This window comes from Zavarzinia aquatilis (assembly GCF_003173035.1).
Taxonomy (GTDB): Bacteria; Pseudomonadota; Alphaproteobacteria; order Zavarziniales; family Zavarziniaceae; genus Zavarzinia; species Zavarzinia aquatilis.
The window spans coordinates 654,311-680,210 of sequence record NZ_QGLE01000001.1 but is presented as its reverse complement, the minus strand read 5'-3'; the positions used below and the strand labels follow the sequence as shown (position 1 = coordinate 680,210).

Here is a 25,900-nt window from a genome sequence, read left to right as displayed (position 1 = left end):
CCAGCGTGCCGGTTGACAGCCACAGGTCAAAGTGGAAAACTCGTCTCACTGTCGATTAATGGTTGGCCAAACACCTGAAATTCCTTAGCGGTCTGGTGACTGGGGGCATCCGTTAACAAGCCGAACAGGCACCAAATGGGGACGGGCTGCGGCCTGTCCCCTTCTTGTTTTGGGGGCATGACTTCCGGGCTTGATCGGGACCGGTCCGGCGGTTAAGCCGGGCTTGCGCCATCAGGGGAGCCTGCCTCGTGCCATCCGTGCTTTTCGTCTGTCTCGGGAATATCTGCCGCTCGCCGCTGGCCGAGGGGGCCTTGCGCCATCTGGCGGCGCGGGACGGGGTGGCGGTGACGGTCGATTCCGCCGGCACCGGCGGCTGGCATGTCGGCGAGGCGCCGGACCCGAGGGCGCAGGCGGTGGCGCGGCGCCATGGCGTCGAGATCGGGACCTTGCGCGGGCGGCAGGTCACGGCCGGGGATTTCCGGCGCTTCGACCACGTCGTCGCCCTCGACCATGACAATCTCGCCGCCTTGCGCCGGCTGCGCCCGGCGGACGGAGGGGCACTTCTGTCGCTGCTGCTCGATCACGTGCCGGGGCGGCAGGGCCAAGCGGTGGCCGATCCCTATTATGGCGGCGAGCGCGATTTCGAAATCGCCTGGGCCGATGTCTGCGCCGGGGCGGAAGGCCTGCTGCGCCTGATCCGGGGCGCCTGACCTCAGGCCCTGCTGCGGAGGATGCGGCGCAGGGCGAGGATCAGCAGAAGCGGCAAGCCGGCCACCCCGCCGACCAGCGCCGCCACGGCGCCGTTCCGCAACAGGCGCGGCAGGGCGGTATCCGCCTCCAGTCGCTGCCAGTCCGCCTCGTCCTTGGGGGCGGGCAGGGGCAGGGGGGCGAAGCCGATGTCGATGCCCCGGATCTGCGCCGGCGGCAGATAGATCGTGACATAGCCCGGCCGCACGCTGGCCCGCCCGGGCAGCCGCGACCAGTCGATCAGCGGCGCCGCCAGGGCGACGACCACGGTGCCGAAGGCCAGCGCGGCGACGAGGGCGATCTCGATCAGGCGGGGGCGGCGGGTCACGGCGGGCAACCGTATTCCTTGCGGAAGTGGCCGATCAGATCGGCGAAACTGTTCATGCCCGGCGGCAGATTGGGTTTCCGGTCGGGATGGAGCGCGGTCTGTTTATCGCTCGCCGCGAGGCTGCGGGTCAGCGACGCGCACGCGGCGGCCGTGTCGTCCAGATCATGTTCGATGCGCGCTTCCCCCATGGCGGTGTTGGACAGACGGTCGAAAATATTCAGCTGGGCAAAGAGCGTGCTGGCCTCGCGCATTTCGCCCAGCGCCCGCTTCAGACGCTCGGGCGATGCCGGGGCCTGCGCGCCGCCCGGATTGGCGATGATCGCATCGGTGCCCGGCGTGCTGAGGAAATAGGCGTATTCGCGGTGGGCGAGGGCGAGACCCTGCGCATCGCCGCTCTCCCGATAGGTCGCCATGGCTTCCTGAATCAGGCGCTCCGCCTGGGCCGGGCGGCCTTCCACGCTGAACAGCTGACGGGCCTGCTGCAATTTTACGGCCGGATCATCGGTGGCGGGCACGTCCGCGGCCGCGCAGCCCGCGAGCAGGACGGTGGCCAGCAGGGCCAGGATGTGGTTTCTCATGCGGCCCCTCCGTGATCGCGACAGCCGCAGATTGTGGCCGGCCGGCGGGTGAGGCAAGGGGCTTCAGCGCGCGGACAGCGTGCCGAGGTCGGGGGCGGTCAGGTCGCGGCCGGCCAGATCGGCGAGCGTGACCGCGCCATCCTTGTCGGTGTCGAGAAAGGCGAAATGGGCGAGGGCGGCCTTGTTCGCTTCCCGCCCGTCGAGGACGCCGTCGCGGTTGAGGTCGAGGCGCTTGAACTGCGCGCTCACCTGTTTCCGGCTCTGCGCGCCGGGGGCGAGCTTTTCCTGCAAGGCCAGGGCTTCGGCCAGACTGACCCGGGCATCGCCATTGGTATCGGCGGCGGCGAAGAGCCGGTCGACGAATTGATCCGCCTCGGCATCGTCAATCCGCCCGTCGGCGTTGCGGTCGACGGCGACGAAGAGCAGGCGCAGGCCAAGCGGCACGCTGCCGCCGGGAGGCGGATTGGCGGCCAGGGCCGGCGTCGCGAGGAGGAAGCCGAGAAGGGGCAGGGCGCGAATGATCATGCCCCGACCATCTGCCCGCCGCCGCCGCCGGTCAAGCCCCGCCAATCAAGCCCTGCCGCGCAGCGCGTGGGCGCGCAGCAGCAGATAGAAGGCGAAACCGGTGGCGACACCCGGCGCGACGCCGAGCGCGAGGGCGATCCAGCCATGGCGGATGCCGAGCGTCTGCCGCTCCCACAGGACGAAGACGGCGAGCACGGCCCAGCAGGTCAGCACGTCGAGCGAATAGCCGGTCGAATAGGGATTGACGAACCCCTGGCCGAGCGCGCCGAGGATATCCGGGTTCGCGATCAGCGGCGGCAGGCAGATGACCGCGAAGGCCACGGCGAAGCCGAGACCGAGCAAAACCAGCACCGCCTTGTAGAGACCGTCGTTCATGTTTCTCTCCCCTTGCCGCGCTCTCGTTTCCTGCGGCAGAATGTGACGAATAATCACAATAACCGCCTGCATCGACAAGGGCGGGGGAGAGGAAACATGTACGACTATGTCATCGTCGGCGCGGGCTCCGCCGGCTGCGTCCTCGCGCATCGCCTGTCGGCCGACCCCGCCGTGAAGGTCGCTCTGCTGGAGGCGGGCGGCAAGGACTGGAATCCCTTCATCCACATGCCGACGGGCATGAAGGTGCTGGTCGGCGGCAAATCGGTGAACTGGCATTTCGAGACCGAGCCGCAGGCCCATCTGGACGGGCGGCGCCTGTTCTGGCCGCGCGGCAAGGTGCTCGGCGGCTCCTCCGCGATCAATGGCATGGTCTATATAAGGGGCCACCGTTCCGATTACGACAATTGGGCGCAGGCCGGCTGTCGTGGCTGGTCGTGGGACGAGGTGCTGCCCTATTTCATGCGCTCCGAACACAACGAGCGCGGGGCGGATGCGTCGCACGGTCAGGGCGGCCCCCTGAACGTGCAGGATTTCGCCGAACCCAATCCCCTCGTCGATGTCTTCATCAAGGCGGGCAAGCAAGCCGGGCTGCCCCATACCGCCGATTTCAACGACGGCGACCATCTGCATGGCGTCGGCGTCTATCAGCGAACCTGCAAGAACAACCGCCGCTGGTCGACCGCGCGCGCCTTCCTCGGCGCCTCCGAAGGGCGGACGAACCTCACCGTGATCACGCGGGCGCAGGCGACAAAGGTGCTGGTCGAGGGCGGCCGCGCCACCGGGGTCGAGATCGCCCGAGGCGGCCGGCGCGAGGTGGTGCGGGCGTCGCGGGAGGTGATCCTGTCCGGTGGGGCGGTGAATTCGCCCCAGCTCCTCCTCCTCTCCGGCATCGGCCCGGGGCAGGAGATTCGCCGCCACGGCATTCCCGTCGTCCTCGACCTGCCGGGGGTGGGGCGGAACCTGCAGGATCACCTCGGCATCGGGCTCTATTACGATTGCCCGGCCGGTGTTTCTTACGACGAGCTGCTGACGCCCTGGGGCCAGATCCGCACGCTGGCGAAATATGTCTTCACCAAGAAGGGCGCGGGGGCGAGCCACGGTTTCGAATCCGGGGTCTATGCCTCGTCCCGCCCGGGGCTGGAGGCGCCGGACCTGCAGGGTTTCTTCCTGTCCAGCCTCGCCGTCGATCATGGCCGCCAGCATCTGGGCGGCAAGGGTTCGCAGCTCGATTTCTATCCGGTGCGGCCGGCCTCGCGCGGCTTCCTCGGCCTGCATTCGGCCGATCCGCTGGCCGCGCCGCTCATCCAGCCGAATTACCTGGAGGCGCCGGAAGACCTCGAGGTGATGGTCGAGAGCATCCTGATCGGACGCGAGATTTTCGCCGCCAGGGCCTTCGATGGCTATCGCGGGCGGGAAGTCCGGCCCGGCCCCGATTGCTCGAGCCGCGAGGCGATCCGCCGTTACATCAGGGCCAAGGCGGAAACCGCCTATCACCCGGTGGGCACGGCGCGCATGGGCACCGATCCGATGGCCGTGGTCTCGCCCGAGTTGAAAGTGCACGGCATCGAGGGCCTGCGCGTCGTCGATGCCTCGATCATGCCGAATGTCGTCTCGGGCAATACCAACGCGCCGACGATCATGATCGCGGAAAAGGCGGCGGACATGATCCTCGGCCGGGCGGCCCCGGCAGTCCGGGCCGCAGCCTGACGGGCGGGGTCAGGCGCCTTCGGCATCCCGAAGACGCTTGTAACCCGGCGGCCTTTGCCGCCAGAACTCAGGCGCCTTCGGCGTCCCGAAGACGCTTGTAACCCGGCGGCCTTTGCCGCCAGAACTCAGGCGCCTTCGGCGTCCCGAAGGCGCTTGTAGAAGGTCGCCATGGCTTCCGTCCGTGGTCCCGGCTTGCCGGTGCCGATGGGTTTGCCGTCCAGCTTGGTCGCCGGGGTCACGCCGCCGAAGGTGCCGGTGACGAAGGCCTCGTCGGCGTTGGCGACATCGGACAGGGTGAAATTGCGCAGCTCGATCGGGATGTTGTTGGCGCGCGCCTGTTCGATGACATGGGCCCGGGTGATGCCGTTGAAGCAGTAGTCCCCGGTCGAGGTCAGGATCACGCCGCGCTTCACCATGAAGAAATTGGTCGCGTTGCAGCTCGAGACGAAGCCCTGCGGGTCGAGCATCAGGGCCTCGTCCGCGCCTGCCTTGATGGCATGGTTGAGGGCGATGATCAGGTTCAGGCGCGAATGGCTGTTCAGGCGCATGTCGAACATATCGGCCGGGGTGCAGCGGATCGGGGTCGAGGCGAGGTGCAGGCCGCGCTTGAACAGGGCAGGGGCCGGCTCCTTCCATTCCGCGACGATGACGAGGGTGGCCGGTCCCACGGTCATGCGCGGATCCTGGTTCGGCGTCTTCTTCAGGCCGCGCGTGACCATCAGGCGGATATGCACGCCGTCGACCATGTCGTTGGCGACCACGGTCTCGTAAAGCGCGGCGGCGAGTTCGATCCGGCTGCGGCCGATGTCGAGGTCGATGGCGCGGGCCCCGGCGAACAGCCGGTCGAGATGGCGTTCCATGAAGGCGACGCGGCCACGCACCAGCCGGAAGCCTTCCCACACCCCGTCGCCCAGCACGAAGCCCGCGTCGAAGACCGAGACCCTGGCCTCGCTCCGCGGCACCAGCTGCCCGTTCACATGGACGAGGACGGTCTCGTTGCGCGGATCGTCGGCGTAGGACTGGCTGCCGATGGACATGTCATGCTGCTCCGGTCAGGCGGTGGGCGCGCAGGCGCTCGTAATAGGGGCGGGCTTCGTCGATCAGGGCTTCATGCCCGGGCGGTGGCGGTTTCGCCGGGCTGGGCGGGGCGAAGCCGGTGGAGGCTTCGACGGCGGCATACCAGTGCGGGGCCCAGACCCCGTCCGTCGCCCTGCGGCCGGCGGGCCAGGACAGCATCGCGGGATCGAAGGCAATGCCGATGGCGGCGCAAAGCGCGGTCAGCAAGGCGCGGGGATCGGCCTGGATGTCGCGCCCCTCGATCACCGGCGGGGCTTGGCCGAGCCGGTCGGCCGCACGCTCGAAAATCTCCGCCTGCTCGCGGATGCCGATATCGGCGAGGCTGACGCTGTCGCGCTTCTCGAGATAGGAGGCGACGACTTCCGCCGGATCGCGGATCAGGAAGCAATTGACCACACGGTCGAGCCAGCCCCGGTCGATGACCGGCAGCAGGTGGTGGGTCATGTGCTTCTGGTAATGCACGGTGCCACGGGCGATGGGGGCTTCGGTCAGGTCGCGCACGACCGCGCGCCAGTCGCAGTTCATGGCGGCGACGATCGCGTCCCGGCCCGGATGCTCGATCCCGGTCGCCGCCAGGTAATGACCGTAGAGCGGCTCGTCGACCACGGTGGTATCGGCCCGGTTCTCGAAGGCGCGCATCATGGCGGTCGAGATGTTGCGGGGACCGGACCACATGGCAATGCGGAGCGGGGCATTGCGCAGCGGGAGGGCGGAAGTCGGTTCGCTGGACAAGTCGGAGGACACCGGCGTCAGTGGGCGATGGCGGCAGTATTGCCGAGTCCGGCCCGGCGCTCCACCCCCGCGGGGACGGGAAAGTGAGGTTTGCGTGCAACACATGGGCGCGTGCGTCGGGCGGACGGGAACTTGCCGCAGCTTCGCCGCATTTCATCCCGCAAGCGACGGCCAGTGCGGCCGGACTAACGGGACTGCAAAGATGGCGCAACGCATTCTGGTGGTCGAGGACGAGGCTTTCATTGCCTTCTATCTCGATTCCGTGCTGACCGATGCCGGTTACGAAGTGATCGGCCCGGTCGACGACGCCCGCGTCGCCATGCGCCTCGCCGCCGAGGAGAGGCCCGATCTCGCCCTGATGGACATCCGGCTGAAGGGCGATATCGACGGCGTTCACGCCACGAGGCATCTGGTACAGGATCTTGGCGTGCCTGTCGTCGTGGTCAGTGCCAATGCGCCCCAGTCGATGGACGATCTGCGCCCCTTGACATCCCATATTCTGGGAAAGCCGGTCGCTTCCGAGGAGCTGGTCGAAACCGTGCGCAGCGCCCTCGCCAGTTAAGGCGGGGGCAAGGCCTTCTAGACCCTGCCCATGAGGGAAAATTCATTGTAAGACAAGGGCATGAAGTCGATGTCCGTCGGGGCGGAGCATGTCGAGGGGGCCGAGGCCCCGGTGCTGTCGTCCGCTGAATCCGTTGCAGGGGCAGCCCATAGGCCGGCGCTTTACATGCTGGGCATCGTCGGCCTCTGCCTTGCCGCCATCGTCGTCACCCTCGTTCTTTCGCTTCATCAGCCGTGGCTGGGGCTTCGCTTCGGCGAAACGGCCGACGGCGGCGTCGTCGTCACCGAGGTCACTGAAGATGGACCCGGCGCCGCCATCCGGCCGGGCAGTCGCGTGGTCACCCTGCGCGGTGCGACCGGCGCCCCGATCGCCCTCGAAGCCGGCGACATCATTCACGAACCCGACGTCCTCGGCACCTATGCCGAGGTGGAGCGTTTCCTGCACCGCCAGGATCAGCTGTCCGCCATGCTGCATGGCGGGGAGATCGCCATCGGTCTCGACGGCGGGCAGGTCGTGACGGTGCGCCCCACCGACCGGCCGTTGCAGGATCTTCCGGCCGATTTCTGGGTGCAATTGCTGACTGGCGCCGGGTCGCTGCTGATTTGCGGCTGGGTCTATGCCATCCGGCCGCGGGACTGGCCGCCCCGCCTGTTCATGATCAGCGGTATCGCCATGGTGCTGTCGGCCCATGCGGCGGCGATCTACAGTTCGCGCGAACTCGCCATCGGCAGTGACCTGTTCCGCGTCCTCTCGGCACTGAATTTCGTCGGCTCGCTCGGCTTCGGCGGCACAGCCATGGCCCTGTTCCTGCTTTACCCCAGGCCGCTGGTCCGGCCCGCGCTCCTGCTGGCCATTCCAGCCGTGCTGGTGCCCGTGGTCGTGCTCGACGTGCTGCGGGTGCCGGAGAACCAGAGCCTGCTGCGCTATGTCCCCATCGCGGCGACCATGGCGATGATCGTCGCCTTTGTCGCCACCCAATGGTTCGCGACCCGGCGCGACGCGGCGGCGCGGGCGGCGCTGCGCTGGCTGGGGCTGACGATTTCGATCGGTGCCGGCTGTTTCATCCTGGTGATCGCGGCCCCGGCACTGTCGGGATTCGAACCCGTGATGTCCCAGGGTTACGCCTTCGGCTTCTTCCTGCTGATCTATCTCGGCATCGCGCTCGGGCTTCGGCGCTACCGGCTGTTCGCCATCGGCGAATGGTCATTCCGGGTGCTGTTCTATGGCGGCGCGGTCTTCGCCATGCTGTTGCTCGACGCCGGCCTCATCTATCTGCTGCAGCTCGGTCACGAGTCGTCGCTGGGTCTTTCGCTCATCCTTGTCGCCTTCCTTTATCTGCCGCTGCGCGATTACCTGTGGCGGCGCACGGTGGCGCGAAAGCGGATGCCGGAAGCGGAATTGTTCCGTGCTGTGGTCGAGGTCGCCTTTTCCGCTTCTCCGGCCGAGCGGGCGGGGCGTTGGCAGAAGCTGCTGGTCCGGCTGTTCGATCCGCTCGAGGTCCAGTCGATCCGCGATCCGGTCGGCACTGTCCGCCTGCTGAACGATGGCACCGAAATGCGGCTGCCGCCGACCGCCGACGGGCCGGCGCTGATGCTGCGCCATCCCTTCGGCGGGCGCTCGCTGTTCTCGCCCGTTCATCTTGGCCTTGCCCGCCAGATCACCCATCTGCTGGCCGAGGCCGAAGTGGGGCGCCATGCCTATGAGCGGGGCGCGACCGAGGAGCGGCAGCGCATTTCCCGCGATCTGCACGACGATGTCGGCGCCCGCCTGCTGTCGGGCCTGCATCGCGGCGATATCGGCGAGACACGGAAAATCCTGCGCGAGGCCATCGCCGACATCAGGACCATTGCCGGCGCCCTCGCCGGGGACCGGCTGCCGCTGTCGTCGGTCCTTGCCGACCTTCGGCACGAGACAGCGCAACGGGTCGAGGCGGCGGGCCTCGCCCTCGACTGGCCGCTGGCGGACGAGGCGCAATTGCCCGAGGTCATGGTCGATTACGCGCTGTACCGCCACCTCGTGTCGGCGGTGCGCGAAGTGATCAGCAACTGCCTGCGCCACGCCAGCGCACAGCGCATTTCCGTCGCCATCGACTGGGATAACCGGCGACTGCGGGCCAGCATCGCCGACGACGGGGTCGGTCTTGGTGGCAAGGGCTCGGGCAATGGCCTGCGCAACCTCTCCGATCGCATGAGGGACATCGGCGGCTGGATCGACTTTCCGCCGGTGGAGGCGGGAACGCGGGTCACGCTCGCCATTCCGCTGCACGCCAAGGCGGGCGCCGCGTGACGCCGGATGGCCCTTATCGCCTCGGCCTTGTGATCGAGGATCAGCCGGACACGCGCGCCGCCCTGGTCGCGGTGTTGCACGAGACCTTTCCGGGCATCGACATTCATGCCTTCGAGACCCTGGGCGCGGCGCGGGGCTGGATCGCCGGCCATCTGCAGGCGGAAAGCGCGGCCATCGCGCTTGTCGATCTCGCGCTGCCGGACGGCTCGGGTATCGAGCTTCTGCATCTGCTCGCCGGGGGTTATCCAAGGGTGATGCCGGTGGTGACAACCATCTTCGACGACGATGCCCATCTGTTCGAGGCGCTGGCCGCCGGGGCGCAGGGCTATCTGCTCAAGGATCTCGATGCTGGTGTCCTCGGCCGCTATCTGCGCCGGATGCGTCAGGGCGAGCCGCCGTTGTCGCCCTCCATCGCGCGGCGGATGCTGGGTCATTTCCGCGTGTCCTCGCCCACGGCGATGCCGGCGCCGATGCTCGACGAGGTCGCCCTGACCAAGCGGGAAATCGAGGTGCTGCAACTGATCGGCCGGGGTCTTCGGGTCGGCGAGGCGGCGGGCGTGCTCGGTCTCGCCGACCAGACGGTGGCCGGCTATGTGAAGAGCATCTATCGCAAGCTGCAGGTCTCGTCGCGGGCCGAAGCGGCGCTGGAGGCGGCCCGGCGCGGCCTGGTCTGACCCCCTGAATACCCCTGTTCCGGGGATACCGGCGCGGCGCGGCCTGGCGTAGCTTCAATTTCGGCAGAACTGCCTGCCATCGATGTGCCGTTTCGCATCGTGGTGCCGGGTCGATCGACGCCGCTTTCCTGTGCCGGGGGGCAAGGAAAGCCGATCCTCGAAGCCATGATGTCGAAAGCCTGTCCGGGCGCGATGCCCCCGCGTGAGGACAGAGCTGGCTGCCGGGGGGCGGCCAAGGCCATCGGTGGGCGGCAGGTGCCAACGTGGGCGGGAGGTTCGACCTCCCGCCTTTTCTTTTGCTGTTTTTGTTCAGGCCGCCGAGCGGACGGCGGCGATGATGCGGTCCTGCGCTTCTTCGGTCAGATAGGGATGCATCGGCAGGCTGAGCACCTGGGCCGAGAGCCGCTCCGACACCGGCACGCCGCCGGGGCCAGTCGGGAAATGCTTGTAGCCTTCCTGATGGCTGAGCGGGATCGGGTAATAGATCGCGGTCGGCACGCCGGCTTCCTTGCAGGCGGCGGCGACCTTGGCGCGGTCTTCCAGCAGCAAGGTATATTGCGCCCAGACGCTGGTCGCGCCCGCCATCAGGCGCGGCACCTTGGCGACATCCTGCAGGCCTTCGTTATAGCGGTCGGCGACACGCTGGCGGGCCTCGATCTCGGCCGGGAAGATTTTCAGCTTCTCGATCAGAACGGCGGCCTGGATGGTGTCGAGGCGGCCGTTGATGCCGATGCGGACATTCTCGTATTTGTCGCTGCCCTGACCGTGGATGCGGACCGAGCGCAGGATTTCGATCAGCTCGTCATCGTCGGTGAAGACGGCGCCGCCGTCGCCATAGCAGCCAAGGGGCTTCGCCGGGAAGAAACTGGTCGCCGTGGCGACACCATAAGTGCCGACGGCGCGGTTGTTCAGCTTGGCGCCGAAGCTCTGCGCCGCGTCGGACATCAGCCACAGGCCTTCCGCCTCGGCGATGGGCAGGATGGCCTGATAATCGGCGGGCTGGCCGAACAGGTCGACGGGAATGACCGCGACGGGGCGCAGGCCATTGTTCCGCGCCCATTTGATCGAGGCGGCGAGATGGGCCGGGTCCATGTTGAACGTGTCTTCGAGCACATCGACGAAGACCGGCGTCGCCCCGACCCAGGCCACCACTTCGGCGGTGGCGACGAAGGTGAAGGCGGGCACGAAGACGGCATCGCCCGGCCCGACACCCTTCGCCATCAACACAAGGCCGAGGGCATCGGTGCCATTGGCGCAGGACAGGACATGCTTCGCGCCGCAAAATTCGCCGAGCTGCTTCTCGAGTTCGGTCACCTCCGGCCCCATGATATAGGCGCCGGAATGCACCACCTTCAAAATCGCCTCGTCGACGGCGGCACCCATGGCGAGGCGCTGGGACTGCAGGTCGATGAAGGGGATGGGGGCGGTGGTCATGGTCACTTCCTTCGAGTCTCGAAGCGGCTAGTGTGTGCCACAGGGTTTGGACCAACTGCGGCAAGGCCGCAAGTCCAAGCCTTGCATGGCTGATCGGGTGAATTGAATGCGCAGGATCGTGGGAATGGCTCGCCTTGTCGGGGCCGGCATGGCGCTGACGGTAGTCGTCGGTCAAAGCGCGCTGGCCGACGAGACATGGTCGTTGGGCAGGCCGGGCGGAAGCATGCTCGGCCAGGCCAGGATGACATGCGCTGCCAATGATCTGGGCCGATTGAGCCTGTTCGACCGCTATGGCGGTGAGCTGGGGTCGGCGGCGGTCGAGGGGTGTCCGCGGTTGTTCTCGCCTTTGCCCCTCGATGACGCGGCGGGCGGCGCGGCGCTGATCGTCGCCGGGGACGATCAGGCGATCTCGCTTCTTGTCGCGCTGACACCGAGCGGTGGCATGGTGCTGCCGGTGGATAATCCGGGCGTGGTCGTCCGGGCGGCGGAAACCGACGGGGAGGGGCGAGTGCTGTCGATCACCTTCGCGCGCAAGGCGCCGCAGGGCGAGGAAGTCCGGACGACCTGCCGCCTGACCGATGTCGCCGCCGCGCTTGCCTGCATCGACGGCGTGTAAGTCCGATGACGCGAGTCTTTACCGCTATCCCGCTGCTGATCGCGGCCATCGCCGCCTTTGTCGCCTGGTGGTTTCTGGCGGGGTTCGGCGACGCGCCGCCGGCCACGCTTCTGCTGCCTCGCGAGCAGACGCAAGTCTGGTTCGCAGACGCGCGCCTCGTTTCGCAGAAAGCCAATTACGAGAGTTATCGGCTGGATATCGACGTTGTGAATGTCGGGACGGAGGCCAAAGTCCTTGGCTATGAGTGGGAACAATCGCTGGCCGATGTCGCACGTGTGCTGGGCGACGAGATCGAGGATGGCTTCATGGAAGTCCGCTTCGACCCGGAACGGCCCGATATCGCCTATCGGGGAACGGTCTCCCTGTTCCAGCTCGCCGGCGGTCTGTTCGCGCTCGCCATTTTCCTGTTGATGCTGCCGGTCGGCGTGACCGTGCTGCTGGCCGTCGCGACGTCGTCGAGCCGTGATTTGCGCCTGCCGCTGCGTCTCTATGCCGTCGGGGTCGGGGCGCTGTCGGTCGTTCTCGGCCTTGGTATCGCCTGGTCTTTCGCGACCGAGAGACCGGTCCGCCTGCTCGACCGTTTCACCTCTGACGTTCAGACCGCCGTCGTCGAGTACGCGGGCTGGCGCCGGCAAAGTCTCGTCAGCGCGGCGCCCAGCCGGCCCCAGCTGCTGAGGCCAGAAATCTCCGTGAGCCTGGCGACACGGAGCGCGCCGCAAGCGCTTCGCGGGCTGGACGCGGTGCTGGCGCTGCCGGGCGAGACCCCGCCGCTGCCCCTGCAACCGGGGCAGGAGGTGCGGGTGACGATCTTTCCGGGCGACGATGCGCGCCTGGTGAGCTGGCCACTGAGGCCGCTGAGCGGTGTCGGCATCGGTTTGGGGGTCGCGCTCTTCGGCGGCATCGCCGGTTTCGGGGCCGCGATCCGTCTGCGCCGGCCGAGGCGCGCGCCGGTGTCTCGTCCCCGCAGCCCGCTCAGGCGGATCGGCGGCTGAACCAGTGTTGCAGGGCGATTGAGGCGGCGACGGTGGCGTTGAGGGATTCGACGGCGCCGCTGGTCGGGATCGCCAGCCGCCGGGCGGCGAGGCTGTCGGGCAGGCCCTGACCTTCCTCGCCGAGGACGAGGCGGAGGTCGTCCGGCCAGGCGAAGACGGTCAGATCGTGGCCGCCGCCGTCGAGCGCGAAGAGCGGACCGGTCGCGCCGTCCAGCGCCTTCCAGCCGGCGAGACGGCGGAATTCCAGCCGGAACACGGCATTGGCGGCGGCGCGCAGGCATTTCGGATGAAACGGATGGGCGCAATCGGGCAGCAGCAGCACCCGGCGCACCCCAAAGGCGGCGGCGCTGCGCAGCAGGGCGCCCAGATTGGCCGGATCGCCGAGGGCGCAGACGAGTTCCAGCCCCTGCGGCGCTGTCGCCGGGTCGATGGCGGGCATCTCCGGCACGGTGCCGACGAGGATCGGCAGGCCGGTGCCCGAGACGTCCAGCCGCTCGAACAGCGGGCGGGCGAGGACGTGGCGGGCGATACCCTCCGGCAACAGCGGATCGAGGGTTTCGAGGGCCGGCGTATCCGGCGCCAGCACGGCGGTGAAGCGGCCGGGCCCCGCGCGCAGCGCCTCCGGCACGGTCTTCCGCCCGGCGAGCAGGAAGGCGCCGTGCTTGCGGATGCCGCGCCCGTCCAGCAGCTTTTCCCAGGTGCGGAAACGCTCGTTCTGGGCGCTGTCGATGGCGATCGTGCGCATCGCCTCAGATCGTCATCTGGGTGCCGAGCTCGATCACCCGGTCGGACGGGATCTGGAAGAATTCCGTGGCGTCCGAGGCGTTGCGGGCAAGGGAGATATAGAGCCGGTCCTGCCACAGCGGCATGCCGCCCCGGGGGCTCGCCCGCAGCGAGCGCCTTCCGAGGAAGAAGGAGGTGCTCATGATGTCGTATTTGAGGCCGAGCTTGCGGGCGGCGGCGAGAGCCTTCGGCAGGTTCGGGCTTTCCATATAGCCGTAGGAAACCCGCATCATCATCACCCGGGGGCTGAGCGACTGCACCGAGACCCGGGATTCGGGGTCGATATAGGGCTCCTGCGCCGCCTCGATGGTGACGATGACATTCTGGTCGTGCAGCACCTTGTTGTGCTTCAGGTTGTGCATCAGGGCGACCGGGGCGACGTTGGGGGTCGAGGTCAGGAACATGGCCGTGCCGGGCACCTGATGCGGGTGGCTCTTTTCCAGCATGGCGACGACGTCGAGCAGCGGCAGGCTGTCGCGGCGCGATTTCTCGGCCAGGATCGCGGTGCCCTTGATCCAGGTGATCATCAGGACGATCAGGCTGCTGGCCATGACCAGCGGCACCCAGCCACCGTCGGCGACTTTCAGCAGATTGGCGATCATGAAGGCGAGTTCGATGGTCATGAACGGCGTCATGACCAGGATCGACAGGGCAAGTGGCCAGCGCCAGCGCGTGCGCATCACGACGAAGAGCAGCAGCGAGGTGACGACCATGCAACCGGTGATGGCAATGCCATAGGCCGCCGCCAGACGGCCGGATTCCTGGAACGCCAGGACAAGAATGATGACCGCGGCCATCATCAGCTTGTTCACCCGTGGCAGATAGATCTGCCCGGCGTGTTCGCCCGAGGTGTGGCGGATTTCCATGCGCGGCAGGATGCCGAGCTGGATGGCCTGACGGGTCAGGGAGAAGGCGCCGGTGATCACCGCCTGCGATGCGATGGTGGTTGCTGCCGTCGCGAGAAGGACGAGGGGCACCAGCCCCCACTCGGGCACCAGCAGGAAGAAGGGATTTTCGGCCGCTTCCGGGTTGGACAGGACGAGGGCGCCCTGACCGAGGTAGTTGAGGGTCAGCGCCGGAAAGACGAGACCGAGCCAGGCGACCTGAATGGGCTTACGCCCGAAATGCCCGAGGTCGGCATAAAGCGATTCCGCCCCCGTCGCCGCCAGCAGCACGGAGCCGAGGGCGATGAAACCGACCGTCCGATGCTGGATCAGGAATTCGACGCCATAAAGCGGATTGAAGGCCTTCAGTACGGCGGGCTCGTCCGCGATGTGACTAGCCCCCGCGGCCGCGAGGGCGAGGAACCAGACCACTGTGATCGGGCCGAACAGCACGGCCACCTTGGCCGTGCCCCGGCTCTGCACCAGGAACAGGCCGAGGATGATGCCGATGGTGATGGGAACGACGTAAGGATCGAAGATGGGCGTGACCAGCTTCAGACCCTCGACCGAGGACAGGACCGAGATCGCGGGCGTGATCGCCGCATCGCCGTAAAACAGCGCGGCGCCGACGACGCCGAAACCGAGAACGAAGCCGCTGCGCCGCGCCATCGCCCGGCGCGCCAGCGCCATCAGCGACAGAGCGCCGCCTTCGCCGTTGTTGTCGGCGCGCAGCACGATCAGGACATATTTGGCGCAGACGATCAGGATCAGCGACCACAGGATCAGTGACAGGACGCCCAGCACCATCGGCTCGGTGATCGCCTCGCGGCTGGCGGTATGGGCCAGAGCCTCGCGGAAGGCGTAAAGCGGGCTGGTACCGATATCGCCGTAGACGACACCGACGCTGCCGAGCGTCAGCGCCCAGAAGCGGCGTTTGCCGTTGTCGGCGCCTTGTTCGCCGTTCGGCTTGGCCTGGGCGGCGTTGCTCATCGCTTGCTCCGGTTGCTCAGGGAGATACGGGGTCGACGGGTGATCATGGCCTAGTCGATCTTGCGGCGCAGCGTGAATTATGTCCGGCCTTGGTTAACGAAGGTCTAGCCCTCGAGCTCTTCTCGCAGCATTTCGAGGGTCAGCCATTCTTCCTCGGCGGCATCGCGCTCGCTTTGCGCCGCATCAATTCGGGCCGCGGCCTTTTGAAAGCCGGCCGGGTCCTTGGCGAAGAAGCCGCTGTCGCCGAGGCGGGCCTGCAGGCGGGCGATTTCCGCCTCCAGAGCCTCGATCCGCGCGGGCAGGGTCTCGAGGGCGTGCTTTTCCTTGAACGAGAGCTTGCGCTTGGCCGCGGCCTTGGGGGCCGTGGCGGGCGCGGCGGCGGCTTTCGCCGCCGGGGCCTGTCCCTCGATTTCGCGCGCTTCGACGCCGTGGCCGCGCTGCGCCACCATGTCGCTGTAGCCGCCGGCATATTCGGTCCAGCGTCCCGGCCCCTCGTAGGCGAGAATCGAGGTCGCGATCCGGTCGAGGAAGTCGCGGTCGTGGCTGACCACCAGCACCGTGCCCTGATAATCGGCGAGGATTTCCTCGAGCAGGTCGAGGGTTTCGAGGTCGAGATCGTTGGTCGGCTCGTCGAGGACGAGGAGGTTGGACGATTTGGCCAGCGCCCGGGCGAGCATCACGCGGCCGCGCTCGCCGCCCGACAGCACGGCGAGGGGGGTGCGCGCCTGTTCGGGGCCGAACAGGAAGTCCTTCATGTAGCCGATGACATGCTTGTATTGGCCCGCGACCTCGACCTGGTCGCTGCCGCCGCCGGTCAGGGCATCCTGCAGCGTCGTCGTCGGGGCAAGGGATTCGCGCTTCTGGTCGAGGGTGACCATCTCGAGATTCGTGCCGAGACGAACCTCGCCGCCATCGGGCGCCAGCGCGCCCGTGAGCAGATTGATCAGCGTCGTCTTGCCGGCGCCATTCGGCCCGACGATGCCGAGCCGGTCGCCCCGGCGCAGGCGCAAGGACAGGTCCGTGATGATCGGCCGGCCCTCGAAGGCCTTGGAGACATGGCGGGCCTCGATCACGGTCTTGCCCGAGGTCTCGCCCTCGCCAACCGCCATCTTCACCGTGCCGACGGCCTTGCGCTCTTCCCGGCGGTCCTTGCGCATGGCGTGGAGCTGGCCGAGGCGGCGCATGTTGCGCTTGCGCCGGCCCGAGACGCCATGGCGCAGCCAGTCCAGTTCGGCGACGATCTTGCGGTCGAGCTTGTGGCGCTCCTTCTCTTCCTGTTCGAGAACGTCGTCGCGCCAGTCCTCGAAGGCGGAAAAGCCGCGCTCGGTCCGCCGCGCGATGCCCCGGTCGAGCCAGACCGTCGCCCGCGACAGGGCGGTGAGGAAGCGCCGGTCGTGGCTGATCAGCACGAGGGCGGAGCGGCAGCGGCGCAATTCCTCTTCCAGCCATTCGATGGCTGGCAGGTCCATGTGGTTGGTCGGCTCGTCGAGCAGGAGGATGTCCGGCTCCGGCGCCAGGGTGCGGGCGAGGGCGGCGCGGCGGATTTCCCCGCCCGACAGGGTGCGCGGGTCTTCCTCGCCGGTCATGCCGAGGGCTTCGAGCAGGCTGCGCGCCCGGTGATGGTCGTCGCCCGGGGCAAGGCCGTCCTCGACATAGGCGAGGGTGGTGGCGAAGCCCGACAGATCCGGCTCCTGCGGCAGGTAGCGCATGGTGATGCCGGATTGCACGATCCGCTCGCCGCGGTCGGGCTCGATCAGGCCGGCGGCGATCTTCAGCAGGGTGGACTTGCCCGAGCCGTTGCGCCCGACGAGGCACAGCCGGTCGCCTTCGCCGACGATGAGTTCGGCGCCGTCGATCACCGGCGCGCCGCCGTAACCGACATGGATATCGCGAAGCGTGAGAAGGGGAGCGGCCATGGTCGCGCCGTCAATAACGGTCCTTGGCGGCAAGATCAACCGTGCCGGCAGCGGGGACCGGCAGTGGATTTTATGACAGCAATGTTGACCTATAGCCGGAAGCGTGGCATATAGATGCGTATGGACGTGAAAGGCCATAACAAAATGACCGCCGAGAATATCATTTGGAAAGATCGTTTCGCTGACCGCGCCAGGCGCATGAACGCCTCCGAAATCCGCGAGTTGCTGAAACTGCTGGACCAGCCCGACATCATCTCCTTCGCGGGGGGGATTCCCGACCCCGCGCTGTTTCCGGCGGTGGCGATCGGCGAGGCTTACAGGTCGATCCTGAGCGATCCCGTCCGCGCGGCCCAGGCGCTGCAATATTCGGTCTCCGAGGGCTATCTGCCGCTCCGGCGCTGGATCGCCGGCCATATGGCGGAACGCGGCGTGCCCTGCGACGAGCGCAACATCATGATCACCGCCGGCTCGCAGCAAGGCCTCGATTTCATCGGCAAGCTGTTCCTGTCGCGGGGGGATACCGCCCTCGTCACCGCGCCGACCTATCTCGGCGCCCTGCAGGCCTTCAATCCCTACGAGCCGCATTACGACACGCTGATGCCCGAAGGCGGCAATCGCACGCCGGAGAGTTACCGCGACCAGGCGGCGGCGCGAGGTGGGCGGGTTGGCCTTGCCTATCTGGTGGCCGATTTCGCCAATCCGTCGGGCGAGACGGTCAGCCTCGTGGCGCGGGAAGGGCTGCTCGACCTCGCCGATGCCCTCGGCACGGTCGTGGTCGAGGATGCCGCCTATTCGGCCCTTCGTTACGACGGGGTCGAGGTGCCGGCGCTTCTCGCGCTCGACGTCGCCCGCTCCGGCGGGATCGAGCGCACGCGTACTCTATACTGCGGCACCTTCTCGAAGACGCTGGCGCCGGCCCTGCGCGTCGGTTGGGTCTGCGGCGCCTCTGCCGTCATCGCCAAGCTGGTGCTGGCCAAGCAGGCCGCCGATCTGCATTGCGCGACCATCAACCAGATGGTCATGCATCAGGTCGCGGAAGGGGGCTTCGCGGCGCAGGTCGCCCGCAACCGTGACGCCTATCGGGAGCGCCGGGACGCGATGCTGGCGGCCCTCGCCCGTCATATGCCCGAAGGCGTGTCCTGGACGCGGCCGGAAGGCGGCATGTTCGTCTGGGTCACCCTGCCGGAAGCTGTCGACGGTGCGGCCCTGCTGGCCCGATCCATCGAGGAATGTCGCGTGGCCTTCGTTCCGGGGGGCGCCTTCTATGGCGAAGGGCGGCAGGACAACAAGCTGCGCCTGTCCTATTCCCTGTCCAGCCCCGAGCAGATCGAAGCGGGCATCGGTCGTCTCGCTTCGCTCGTCGCGCGCATGGTGGCGGGTAACTGACGGCGCTTCGGCGGCGCCCCGCGATGGGGCGCCGCTATCGACACCGTTTTGGACAGAGTTGTTTTCGGGAAAATTTGGTTAATTCCAGGGATGTGCCGCAACGCAACGTAAACTTGCTGCGATGAGGCAACATGCGCGGCGGGAAATCGCCGACGAGCGCAACCACTTCGTTCAATATGGATTTTTCGACATCCGTTTTGAATTCATTTGCCCATCACATTGAACCAGAATGCCTGCGCAAATGCACTGTACTGGCGCAAAGTCCCACGAGTAAGTCCCCCGATGACGGGACTCGGGACGAACCGGACGCCTGACGGCCGGAGTCTCGCGCGCCTTCGCTGGGGCGGCTGGGGACAGTAAAGTTTGCAAGGGGCAACCAGACACCATGAACATGCGCGCGATAACTCTGTCGGCGGCATTCGTCGCCGCGACTTCGGCCGCACCTTTCGTTCTCGCACAGGACGCGGTGCCGGTTTCCCCGGATCAGTTCGGTGCCGGCAAGGGCGTTGCCGAAACCAATTTCCAGCTGGGGATTTTCGGCGGCGGTGACGAGAATGGCGGCCTCTATGGCGGCGCGCCCAGCCTCACCCTGCCGCTCGGCGACAATGTCGGCCTGCAGATCGACGGTATCGCCGGTTTCGTCGCCGACGAGGTGGGCTTCGCCGGCGGCGCGGCTCAGCTGTTCTACCGCGAACCCGAGACTTTCATGGTTGGCATCGTCGGCGCCGGCTATTTCGTCGATGACTACGAGCAGTATGCCGTCGCCGGCATCGCCGAATATTACATCGACAACATCACCCTCGAAGGCACCGCCGGTTACACCCTCGGCGAGGTCGTGCCCGACCAGTTCTATGGCCGCGCCGGCATCTCGATCTATCCGAACCCGAACCTGCGCATCGGCGGCGGCCTGATGTATTCGGACGTGGTCGGCCTCGGCGGCGACATCCAGGCCGAAGCCCTGCTGACCGACATCCCCGGCATGGCCCTGTTCGCCACCGGCGCCTTTGACGACAAGGGCGCGACCGGCTATGGCGGCGTGCGCTTCTACTTCAACAGCGCCACCAACCTGCTGAGCGACGACCGCACCAAGCAGGCGTCGACGCCGACCCTGATCGACATTCACCGCAAGCTGGTGCGGCCGAACTTCTTCCTGTCGGATCCGATCGGCTTCGGTGTCCGCCAGATCAGCCGGGCCGGCGGCGCGGCGACCGGCGGCGATCCGTTCGGCGACGTCCCGGGCGATGACGGCAACGGCAATGGTGACGGCACCACTTGCGCCGACCTGATCTGCACCGTGCAGGACACGCTGGGCGGCCTGACCGACCAGTCGTTGCTCGACCCGGTGACCGATCTCGTGAACACGCTGGTCGATCCGACCGATGGCGCGCTGTCGGCCCTGACCGGCCAGCTCGCCGATCTGACCAATGTCGACGGCGCCCTCGGCGCGGTCACCGAACTGGTCCAGGGTCTGGTCGGGACGGACAATTCGGCGCTGACGCCGCTGGTCGATGCGCTGAACGAAGTGCTCGTCGGCCTCGGTGGCGGGACCAGCCCCGAAGACATCACCGCGCAGATTTCGGCGATCCCGGGTCTCGGCGGCATCCTGGGCGGCCTGCTGCCCTGATATCGGCGGGGCGGCCTGCGTCGCCCCGACCTCTTTCCGGGACGAGCCCGGCCGGTGACGGCCGGGCTTTACCGTTTTTTCATCGCGGTGTGGCAGGCTTGGACCTGGTCCCCGCGACCCTGCGTGGGGTACCCGTTCCGGAGTGCCTTGCCCGATGGGCGCCCTAGCCCTGTTCCTGACGCCTTGGCGCAGGCTTGTCCCGATCTTCCTGTTCACGCTCCTGGGGGCGACCGCTGTCCAGGCGGATCAGGGACGCGCGACCGCTTTCGAGCGCGCCCATGCCGAGCACCTGGGCGTGGTGCGTTTCTGTGTCGATCCTGACTGGCAGCCCTTCGAATGGGTCGATGGCGAAGGCCGCCATCGCGGCATCGGCGCCGATTTGCTGGCTCTCGTCGCCCGCCGCGCAGGGCTGACGCTGGTCCTGCAGCCGACGAAGGATTGGGATGACAGTTTGGCCGCCGCTGCCGATGGCCGCTGCCGCCTGCTCAGCTTTCTCAACCGGACACCGGACCGGGAAAGCTGGCTGCTGTTCACCGAACCGGTCTTCTCGGACCCCAATGTGGTCATCACCCGCGAGGAACACGCGGCGGTGACTGACCTCCATGCCCTCGCCGGTCAGACCATGGCTCTGCCGCGAGGCACGTCCATCGAGGAAAAGGTCCGCCGAGATTACCCTGAAATCGCCATCGTGCTGACCGCGACCGAGGATGAGGCGATGCAGATGGTCTCGGAGCGGCGGGCGGACATGACGCTGCGCTCGCTCATCGTCGCGGCCTATACGATCAAGAAACAGGGACTGTTCAATCTGAAGATCGCCGGCCGGTTACCCGATTATACCAACCAGCTTCGCATCGCCGTGTCCGGGGGCGATCACGTGCTGCGCGATATCCTCGACCGCGGGGTCGCCACCCTGACCGAAGAGGACCGCGACGGGATCGTCAATCGTTACGTCTCGATCCGTGTCGAGCAGTCCTCGGAGATCGGCTTCATGCTGCGGATCGGCGCCGCCGCGCTGGGCGCGCTGCTGGTCGCCGGTGTCGTGATCTGGCGCATGAGCCGGCTCAACCGGGAACTCGCGCGCCTGTCGCGGACCGATGCCTTGACCGGCCTCGTCAACCGCAAGGCCATCGACGCCCGGCTGGAGACGGAAGTGGCACGCGCTCTGCGCCAGAAGCGGAAGCTCGCGGTGGTGATGATGGATATCGACCATTTCAAGGCTGTGAACGACGACTTCGGCCATCCCGCGGGCGACCGGGTATTGACCGGCTTCGGCCGGCTGATTGCCGCTTCCGTCCGCAGGGCCGACCTCGCCGGCCGCATGGGGGGCGAGGAATTCGTCGTCATCTGCCCGGACACCGGGGTGGATGAAGCCGTGGGCGCGGCCGAGCGTATCCGCAAGCATATGGAAGGGATGGAATTCGGGCTGGGACGGCCGGTCACGGTCAGCGCCGGGGTCGCGGTCTTGCGGCGGGGCGAAAGTGCGCAGGCGCTGCTGGCCCGCGCCGATGTCGCGCTCTATGGCGCGAAACATGCCGGGCGCAATCGCACGAAGGCCGATCCGGTCTGACGCCGGACCCTTCGCGTTGCCCAATCTGCTTGCATCCTGTGCTGATGCCTAAAAAATAACCTTAATATGGCCTGGTCGGCTTCCTGCAAGGCTTTCCATTTCCTCGGTAAGTCATTGTATACAATGACAGTATTGGAGTGCCGCGATTGGTATGGCTATTGCATACAATTTCCTTGCAACGGCGCCGGGCGCCAAGGGAAGGGCAAGGAGCGAAGAATGGCAAAGCCTCTGATGATCAATCGCCGCCGGTTTCTGCAGACGACGGCCATGGGCGCGGCCCTTGGCGTCGCAGGTACATCCTTGCCCCTGCGCCGGGCTTTCGCGGCTGATCTGACCATCGGCTTCATCTATGTCGGGCCGAAGGACGATTACGGTTACAATCAGGCCCACGCCGAAGGCGCCGCGACCCTGAAGGCGATGGAGGGCGTCACCCTGGTCGAGGAAGAAAATGTCCCCGAGACCGTCGACGTCCAGAAGACCATGGAATCCATGATCAATCTCGACGGCGCCAGGCTGCTGTTCCCGACCTCCTTCGGCTATTTCGATCCGCACATGCTGGCCATGGCGGCGAAATTCCCTGAAGTCCAGTTCCGCCACTGCGGCGGCCTGTGGACCGAGGGCAAGCACCCGAAGAACACCGGTTCCTACTTCGGTTACATCGGTCAGGGGCAATATCTGAACGGTATCGCCGCCGGTCACGCCACCAAGTCGAAGAAGATCGGCTTCGTCGCGGCCAAGCCGATTCCGCAGGTGCTGCAGAATGTGAATTCCTTCCTGCTGGGCGCCCGGTCTGTCGATCCCGCGATCACCTGTCAGGTGATCTTCACCGGTGAATGGTCGCTGGCGGTCAAGGAGGCGGAGGCGACCAATGCTCTGATCGACCAGGGCGTCGACGTCGTCACCTGCCATGTCGACAGCCCCAAGGTGGTGGTCGAGACGGCGGCCGGGCGCGGTGCCTATGTCTGCGGCTATCACGCCAATCAGGCCCCGCTCGCGCCCGAGAAATATCTGACCGGCGCGGAATGGAACTGGGCCAACGTCTACAAGATGTATGTCACCAAGCTGATGGCGGGCGAGACCCTGCCCAATTTCACCCGCGGCGGCCTGTCCGACGGTTTCGTGAAGATGAGCGCCCTCGGCCCCGCGGTGGGCGAGGCGGCGCGCAAGCAGTTCGAGGGGACCCTGGCCGAGATCATGAAAGGCGGCTTCGCCGTCTTCAAGGGTCCGCTGAAGGACAACAAGGGCAATGTCGTCGCGACCGCGGGCCAGTCCTTCGTCGAGACCGCGATCGAACTCGAGAGCATGGGTTACCTCGTCGAAGGCGTGCTCGGCTCGACCTCGTAACACGGTCGGTTGCAGCCTGTCCTTGTCGATAGCGGGGGGATCATGTCCGAACGTGCAAGCCCTTCAGCCGGGGCCGTGGAATGGCTGGCGCGGCGCGCGGAAGCCTTTGTGCTGCCGCTGGCCGCGCTGATCGTCGGCCTGCTGGCGTTCAGTGTCTTTCTCCTCTTTCTCGGCAAGTCGCCGCTGCAATTGTTCGAGCTGATGTGGCGGGGCGGTTTTGGCAGCTGGTTCTCGGTGCAGAACACGCTGTCGCGGGCCGCGCCGCTGCTCCTCTCCGCGCTCTGCGTCGCGCTGCCGGCGCGCCTCGGCCTCGTTGTCATCGGCGGGGAGGGGGCCATCGTCCTGGGCGGTGTCGCCGCGGCCGCGGCCGGTTACGCCCTGTCGGGCGCGCCGGCCTTCGTCGGCATCGTGGCCATGGGCCTCGCCAGCATGGCGGCGGGTGCGCTGTGGATTGGCGCCGTCGGCGCGCTGCGTCATTACCGCGCCGTCAACGAAACGATTTCCAGCCTGCTGATGGCCTATATCGCCATCGCCCTGATGAACCATTTCGTCGAAGGGCCGTTGCGCGATCCCGCCTCGCTCAACAAACCGTCGACCCATCCGATCGACCCCGCCTTCGCCATCGGTGACATTCCGGGCATGGACGTCCATTGGGGCCTCGTCGTCGGTATCGTCGCCTGTGTGATCTCCTCGATCCTGATCGAGAAGACGAGCTGGGGCTTCGCCGCCCGCATCGCTGGCGGCAATGTCCGCGCGGCGCAGGTTCAGGGGCTGGCCGTCGGGCCGCTGATCGTCGGCTTCTGCGCCCTGGCGGGCGGTTTCGCCGGGCTCGCCGGCATGATCGAGGTCGCCGCCGTGCAGGGCAACGCCAATGCCTCGATCGCGGCGGGTTACGGCTATACCGGCATTCTCGTCGCCTTCCTCGCCCGGCACAATCCGCTGGCGATCATTCCCGTCGCGCTGCTGCTCGGCGGGATCGACGCCTCGGGCGGCTTGTTGCAGCGGCGGATGGGCCTGCCCGACGCCACGGTGCAGGTGCTCCAGGGCATGATCTTCCTGGTCATCCTGTTCAGCGAGACCTTCTACGGCCGCTTCAAGGCCTTCAATCCCGATCTCTGGCAGAGGAGGCGCTGATGGAGCCCGTCGATATCGGCCTGTGGGGCGTGCCGCTCGCCATTCTCGGTGGCGCCATCCGCGTCTCGACCCCCTTCATTTTCGTTTCGCTCGGCGAGACGATCACCGAGCGGTCGGGCCGCATCAACCTCGGCCTCGAGGGCATCCTCGTCTTCGGCGCCATGGCGGCCTATGCCATCGCGGTGATGACCGGCTCGCCCTGGCTCGGTGTTCTCGGCGCGGCCGGGACGGGGGCCGTGTTCGGCCTGTTCCATGGCTGGATCTGCAAGTTTCCCAAGGTGAACGACATCGCCATCGGCATCGCCCTGATGCTCTTCGGCTCCGGCCTCGCGTTCTTCTTCGGCAAGCCCTTCATCCAGCCCTCGGCGCCCGACCTGCCGGCGATTTCCCTTGGCTGGTGGTCGGATATCCCGCAGGTGCAGGCGGCGCTTTCGGTGAACGTCCTGTTCCTGATCGGCGCCGCGCTCGCCTTCGCCCTGTGGTGGGCCTTTCGCCATACCCGCGCCGGCCTGATCGTCCGCGTCGTCGGCGACAGCAGCGATGCCGCGCGGGCCATGGGCCTCAATCCCGATACCGTCCGCCTGCTGGCGACGGCGGTCGGCGGCGCCTTTGCCGCGGTCGGCGGGGCCTATCTCTCGCTCTATTACCCCGGCAGCTGGAACGAGGGGATTTCCTCGGGTCAGGGCCTGATGGCGGTCGCCCTCGTCATCTTCGCGCGCTGGAACCCGCTCGGCTGCTTCGCCGCCGCGCTTCTGTTCGGCGGGGCGGGGGCGCTCGGTCCCGCGCTGCAGTCGGTCGGGGTCACGCAGGGTTACTATCTGTTCTATGCCGCGCCCTACATCCTTACCCTGGCGATCATGGTCGCGACCTCGTCGCCAGGCCGCAGCCTCGCCGGGGCACCGGGCGAATTGTCGATCACGAAATAGGAGACCCGCCGATGACCGCCACCCCAAGCGCCGAGACGGGCCCCATCGCCGCCGATCCCTATGCCTGGCCCTGGAACGGCGACCTTCGTCCCGGCAATACCGCCCTGATCGTCATCGACATGCAGACCGATTTCGTCGGCCCCGGCGGCTATGTCGACCACATGGGTTACGATCTCTCCGCCATGCGAAAGCCGGTCGAGCCGATCAGGGCGGTGCTCGCCGCCATGCGCGCCAAGGGTTACACCATCATCCACACGCGGGAGGGGCACCGGCCCGACCTCGCGGACCTTCCGGCCAACAAGCGCTGGCGCTCGCAGCGGATCGGCGCCGGTATCGGCGACGAAGGCCCCTGCGGTCGTATCCTGATCCGGGGCGAGAAGGGCTGGGACATCATCCCCGAGCTTTATCCGCTGCCCGGCGAAGTGATCATCGACAAGCCGGGCAAGGGCTCCTTCTGCGCGACCGACCTGGAGCTGATCCTGAATCAGCGCGGCATCCGCAACATTGTGCTGACCGGCGTGACCACCGACGTCTGCGTCCACACCACCATGCGCGAGGCGAACGACCGGGGTTACGAATGCCTGCTGCTGGAGGATTGCTGCGCCGCGACCGATCCCGGCAATCACGCCGCCGCGATCAAGATGATCAAGATGCAGGGCGGGGTTTTCGGTGCCGTAAGCAATGCCGCGACCTTCGTCGCGCAATTGCCGTGA

Annotated in this window: 24 protein-coding genes; 14 read left to right on the top strand and 10 right to left on the bottom strand. The window is 67.1% G+C overall.

From position 1 onward, the window contains the following. Positions 1-248: 248 nt before the first annotated feature. A complete protein-coding gene (locus DKG74_RS03305; protein ID WP_109902527.1) occupies positions 249-710 on the top strand; it encodes a low molecular weight protein-tyrosine-phosphatase in 462 nt (153 codons plus the stop codon). Between the two features lie 2 nt (positions 711-712). Here the strand turns inward: DKG74_RS03305 and DKG74_RS03300 are convergent, their stop codons facing one another. From DKG74_RS03300 to DKG74_RS03285, 4 genes are all read right to left on the bottom strand, one after another. After that, the gene (locus DKG74_RS03300) at positions 713-1,075 is read right to left on the bottom strand and encodes a hypothetical protein (protein ID WP_133251481.1); all 363 of its coding nucleotides are present in this window, start codon (positions 1,073-1,075) and stop codon (positions 713-715) included. Continuing rightward, the gene (locus DKG74_RS03295; protein ID WP_109902523.1) at positions 1,072-1,653 is read right to left on the bottom strand and encodes a hypothetical protein; all 582 of its coding nucleotides are present in this window, start codon (positions 1,651-1,653) and stop codon (positions 1,072-1,074) included. Before DKG74_RS03295 ends, DKG74_RS03300 begins: the two co-directional genes overlap by 4 nt. 63 nt (positions 1,654-1,716) lie before the next feature. Then, the gene (locus DKG74_RS03290; protein WP_109902521.1) at positions 1,717-2,178 is read right to left on the bottom strand and encodes an EF-hand domain-containing protein; all 462 of its coding nucleotides are present in this window, start codon (positions 2,176-2,178) and stop codon (positions 1,717-1,719) included. A gap of 45 nt (positions 2,179-2,223) precedes the next feature. Beyond that, entirely contained in the window at positions 2,224-2,553 is a 330-nt protein-coding gene (locus DKG74_RS03285; RefSeq protein WP_109902519.1) for a DUF2834 domain-containing protein, read from the bottom strand. 96 nt (positions 2,554-2,649) lie between these two features. Here DKG74_RS03285 and DKG74_RS03280 point away from each other — a divergent pair, with 96 nt between their 5' ends. Continuing rightward, positions 2,650-4,260 (top strand): GMC family oxidoreductase, encoded by a 1,611-nt coding sequence (locus DKG74_RS03280; RefSeq protein ID WP_109902517.1) that lies wholly within the window; start codon positions 2,650-2,652, stop codon positions 4,258-4,260. Between the two features lie 125 nt (positions 4,261-4,385). Here DKG74_RS03280 and DKG74_RS03275 read toward each other — a convergent pair whose 3' ends face one another. Then, positions 4,386-5,297 carry an aminotransferase class IV gene (locus DKG74_RS03275; protein ID WP_109902515.1) on the bottom strand — a complete coding sequence of 304 codons (912 nt, stop codon included), beginning with the start codon at positions 5,295-5,297 and terminating at the stop codon, positions 4,386-4,388. A 1-nt stretch (position 5,298) separates the two neighbouring features. Then, a complete protein-coding gene (locus DKG74_RS03270) occupies positions 5,299-6,069 on the bottom strand; it encodes a sulfotransferase-like domain-containing protein (RefSeq protein WP_207779208.1) in 771 nt (256 codons plus the stop codon). A gap of 202 nt (positions 6,070-6,271) precedes the next feature. On the opposite strand from DKG74_RS03270, the gene DKG74_RS21620 reads away from it, so the two are divergent. From DKG74_RS21620 to DKG74_RS03255, 3 genes are read left to right on the top strand one after another with little or no spacing between them, the layout of a single operon-like run. Next, entirely contained in the window at positions 6,272-6,631 is a 360-nt protein-coding gene (locus DKG74_RS21620; RefSeq protein WP_165837500.1) for a response regulator, read from the top strand. Between the two features lie 60 nt (positions 6,632-6,691). Further along, positions 6,692-8,917, top strand: a complete 2,226-nt coding sequence (locus DKG74_RS03260; RefSeq protein WP_109902509.1) for a sensor histidine kinase — start codon at positions 6,692-6,694, stop codon at positions 8,915-8,917. After that, complete coding sequence (locus tag DKG74_RS03255) at positions 8,914-9,591, top strand: LuxR C-terminal-related transcriptional regulator (protein WP_109902507.1); 678 nt, start codon at positions 8,914-8,916, stop codon at positions 9,589-9,591. Before DKG74_RS03260 ends, DKG74_RS03255 begins: the two co-directional genes overlap by 4 nt. Before the next feature lie 309 nt (positions 9,592-9,900). Here DKG74_RS03255 and DKG74_RS03250 read toward each other — a convergent pair whose 3' ends face one another. Beyond that, positions 9,901-11,025, bottom strand: coding sequence for a DegT/DnrJ/EryC1/StrS family aminotransferase (locus DKG74_RS03250; protein WP_109902505.1), 1,125 nt, complete (start codon positions 11,023-11,025; stop codon positions 9,901-9,903). 106 nt (positions 11,026-11,131) lie between these two features. Between DKG74_RS03250 and DKG74_RS03245 the strand changes: the two genes are divergently transcribed. Together DKG74_RS03245 and DKG74_RS03240 are read left to right on the top strand one after the other, a co-directional pair. Beyond that, positions 11,132-11,641: a hypothetical protein gene (locus DKG74_RS03245; RefSeq protein ID WP_133251480.1), complete on the top strand. Its 510-nt coding sequence runs from the start codon at positions 11,132-11,134 to the stop codon at positions 11,639-11,641. 5 nt (positions 11,642-11,646) lie between these two features. Continuing rightward, complete coding sequence (locus DKG74_RS03240) at positions 11,647-12,633, top strand: hypothetical protein (RefSeq protein ID WP_109902501.1); 987 nt, start codon at positions 11,647-11,649, stop codon at positions 12,631-12,633. Here the strand turns inward: DKG74_RS03240 and DKG74_RS03235 are convergent. The 3 genes from DKG74_RS03235 to DKG74_RS03225 form a co-directional block, all read right to left on the bottom strand. Next, positions 12,614-13,378, bottom strand: a complete 765-nt coding sequence (locus tag DKG74_RS03235) for a TrmH family RNA methyltransferase (RefSeq protein WP_109902499.1) — start codon at positions 13,376-13,378, stop codon at positions 12,614-12,616. The genes DKG74_RS03240 and DKG74_RS03235 overlap by 20 nt on opposite strands. Positions 13,379-13,382: 4 nt before the next feature. Next, positions 13,383-15,290, bottom strand: coding sequence for a potassium transporter Kup (locus DKG74_RS03230; protein WP_109902497.1), 1,908 nt, complete (start codon positions 15,288-15,290; stop codon positions 13,383-13,385). A gap of 104 nt (positions 15,291-15,394) precedes the next feature. Beyond that, positions 15,395-17,206, bottom strand: a complete 1,812-nt coding sequence (locus DKG74_RS03225; protein WP_109902495.1) for an ABC-F family ATP-binding cassette domain-containing protein — start codon at positions 17,204-17,206, stop codon at positions 15,395-15,397. 198 nt (positions 17,207-17,404) lie between these two features. Between DKG74_RS03225 and DKG74_RS03220 the strand changes: the two genes are divergently transcribed. The 7 genes from DKG74_RS03220 to biuH all read left to right on the top strand — a co-directional run bounded on the left by DKG74_RS03220 (position 17,405) and on the right by biuH (position 25,900). Beyond that, complete coding sequence (locus DKG74_RS03220) at positions 17,405-18,592, top strand: aminotransferase-like domain-containing protein (RefSeq protein WP_243404002.1); 1,188 nt, start codon at positions 17,405-17,407, stop codon at positions 18,590-18,592. Positions 18,593-18,983: 391 nt separating this feature from the next. Beyond that, the gene (locus tag DKG74_RS03215; RefSeq protein WP_133251479.1) at positions 18,984-20,216 is read left to right on the top strand and encodes a hypothetical protein; all 1,233 of its coding nucleotides are present in this window, start codon (positions 18,984-18,986) and stop codon (positions 20,214-20,216) included. A gap of 154 nt (positions 20,217-20,370) precedes the next feature. Beyond that, positions 20,371-21,783, top strand: a complete 1,413-nt coding sequence (locus DKG74_RS03210; RefSeq protein WP_109902491.1) for a diguanylate cyclase — start codon at positions 20,371-20,373, stop codon at positions 21,781-21,783. A 216-nt stretch (positions 21,784-21,999) separates the two neighbouring features. Beyond that, entirely contained in the window at positions 22,000-23,127 is a 1,128-nt protein-coding gene (locus tag DKG74_RS03205) for a BMP family ABC transporter substrate-binding protein (RefSeq protein ID WP_109902489.1), read from the top strand. Positions 23,128-23,169: 42 nt separating this feature from the next. Further along, positions 23,170-24,261, top strand: coding sequence for an ABC transporter permease (locus DKG74_RS03200; RefSeq protein ID WP_109902487.1), 1,092 nt, complete (start codon positions 23,170-23,172; stop codon positions 24,259-24,261). Further along, positions 24,261-25,187 carry an ABC transporter permease gene (locus tag DKG74_RS03195; RefSeq protein WP_109902485.1) on the top strand — a complete coding sequence of 309 codons (927 nt, stop codon included), beginning with the start codon at positions 24,261-24,263 and terminating at the stop codon, positions 25,185-25,187. The genes DKG74_RS03200 and DKG74_RS03195 overlap by 1 nt, the downstream gene beginning before the upstream one ends. An 11-nt stretch (positions 25,188-25,198) precedes the next feature. Beyond that, a complete protein-coding gene (gene biuH / locus DKG74_RS03190) occupies positions 25,199-25,900 on the top strand; it encodes a biuret amidohydrolase (RefSeq protein ID WP_109902483.1) in 702 nt (233 codons plus the stop codon).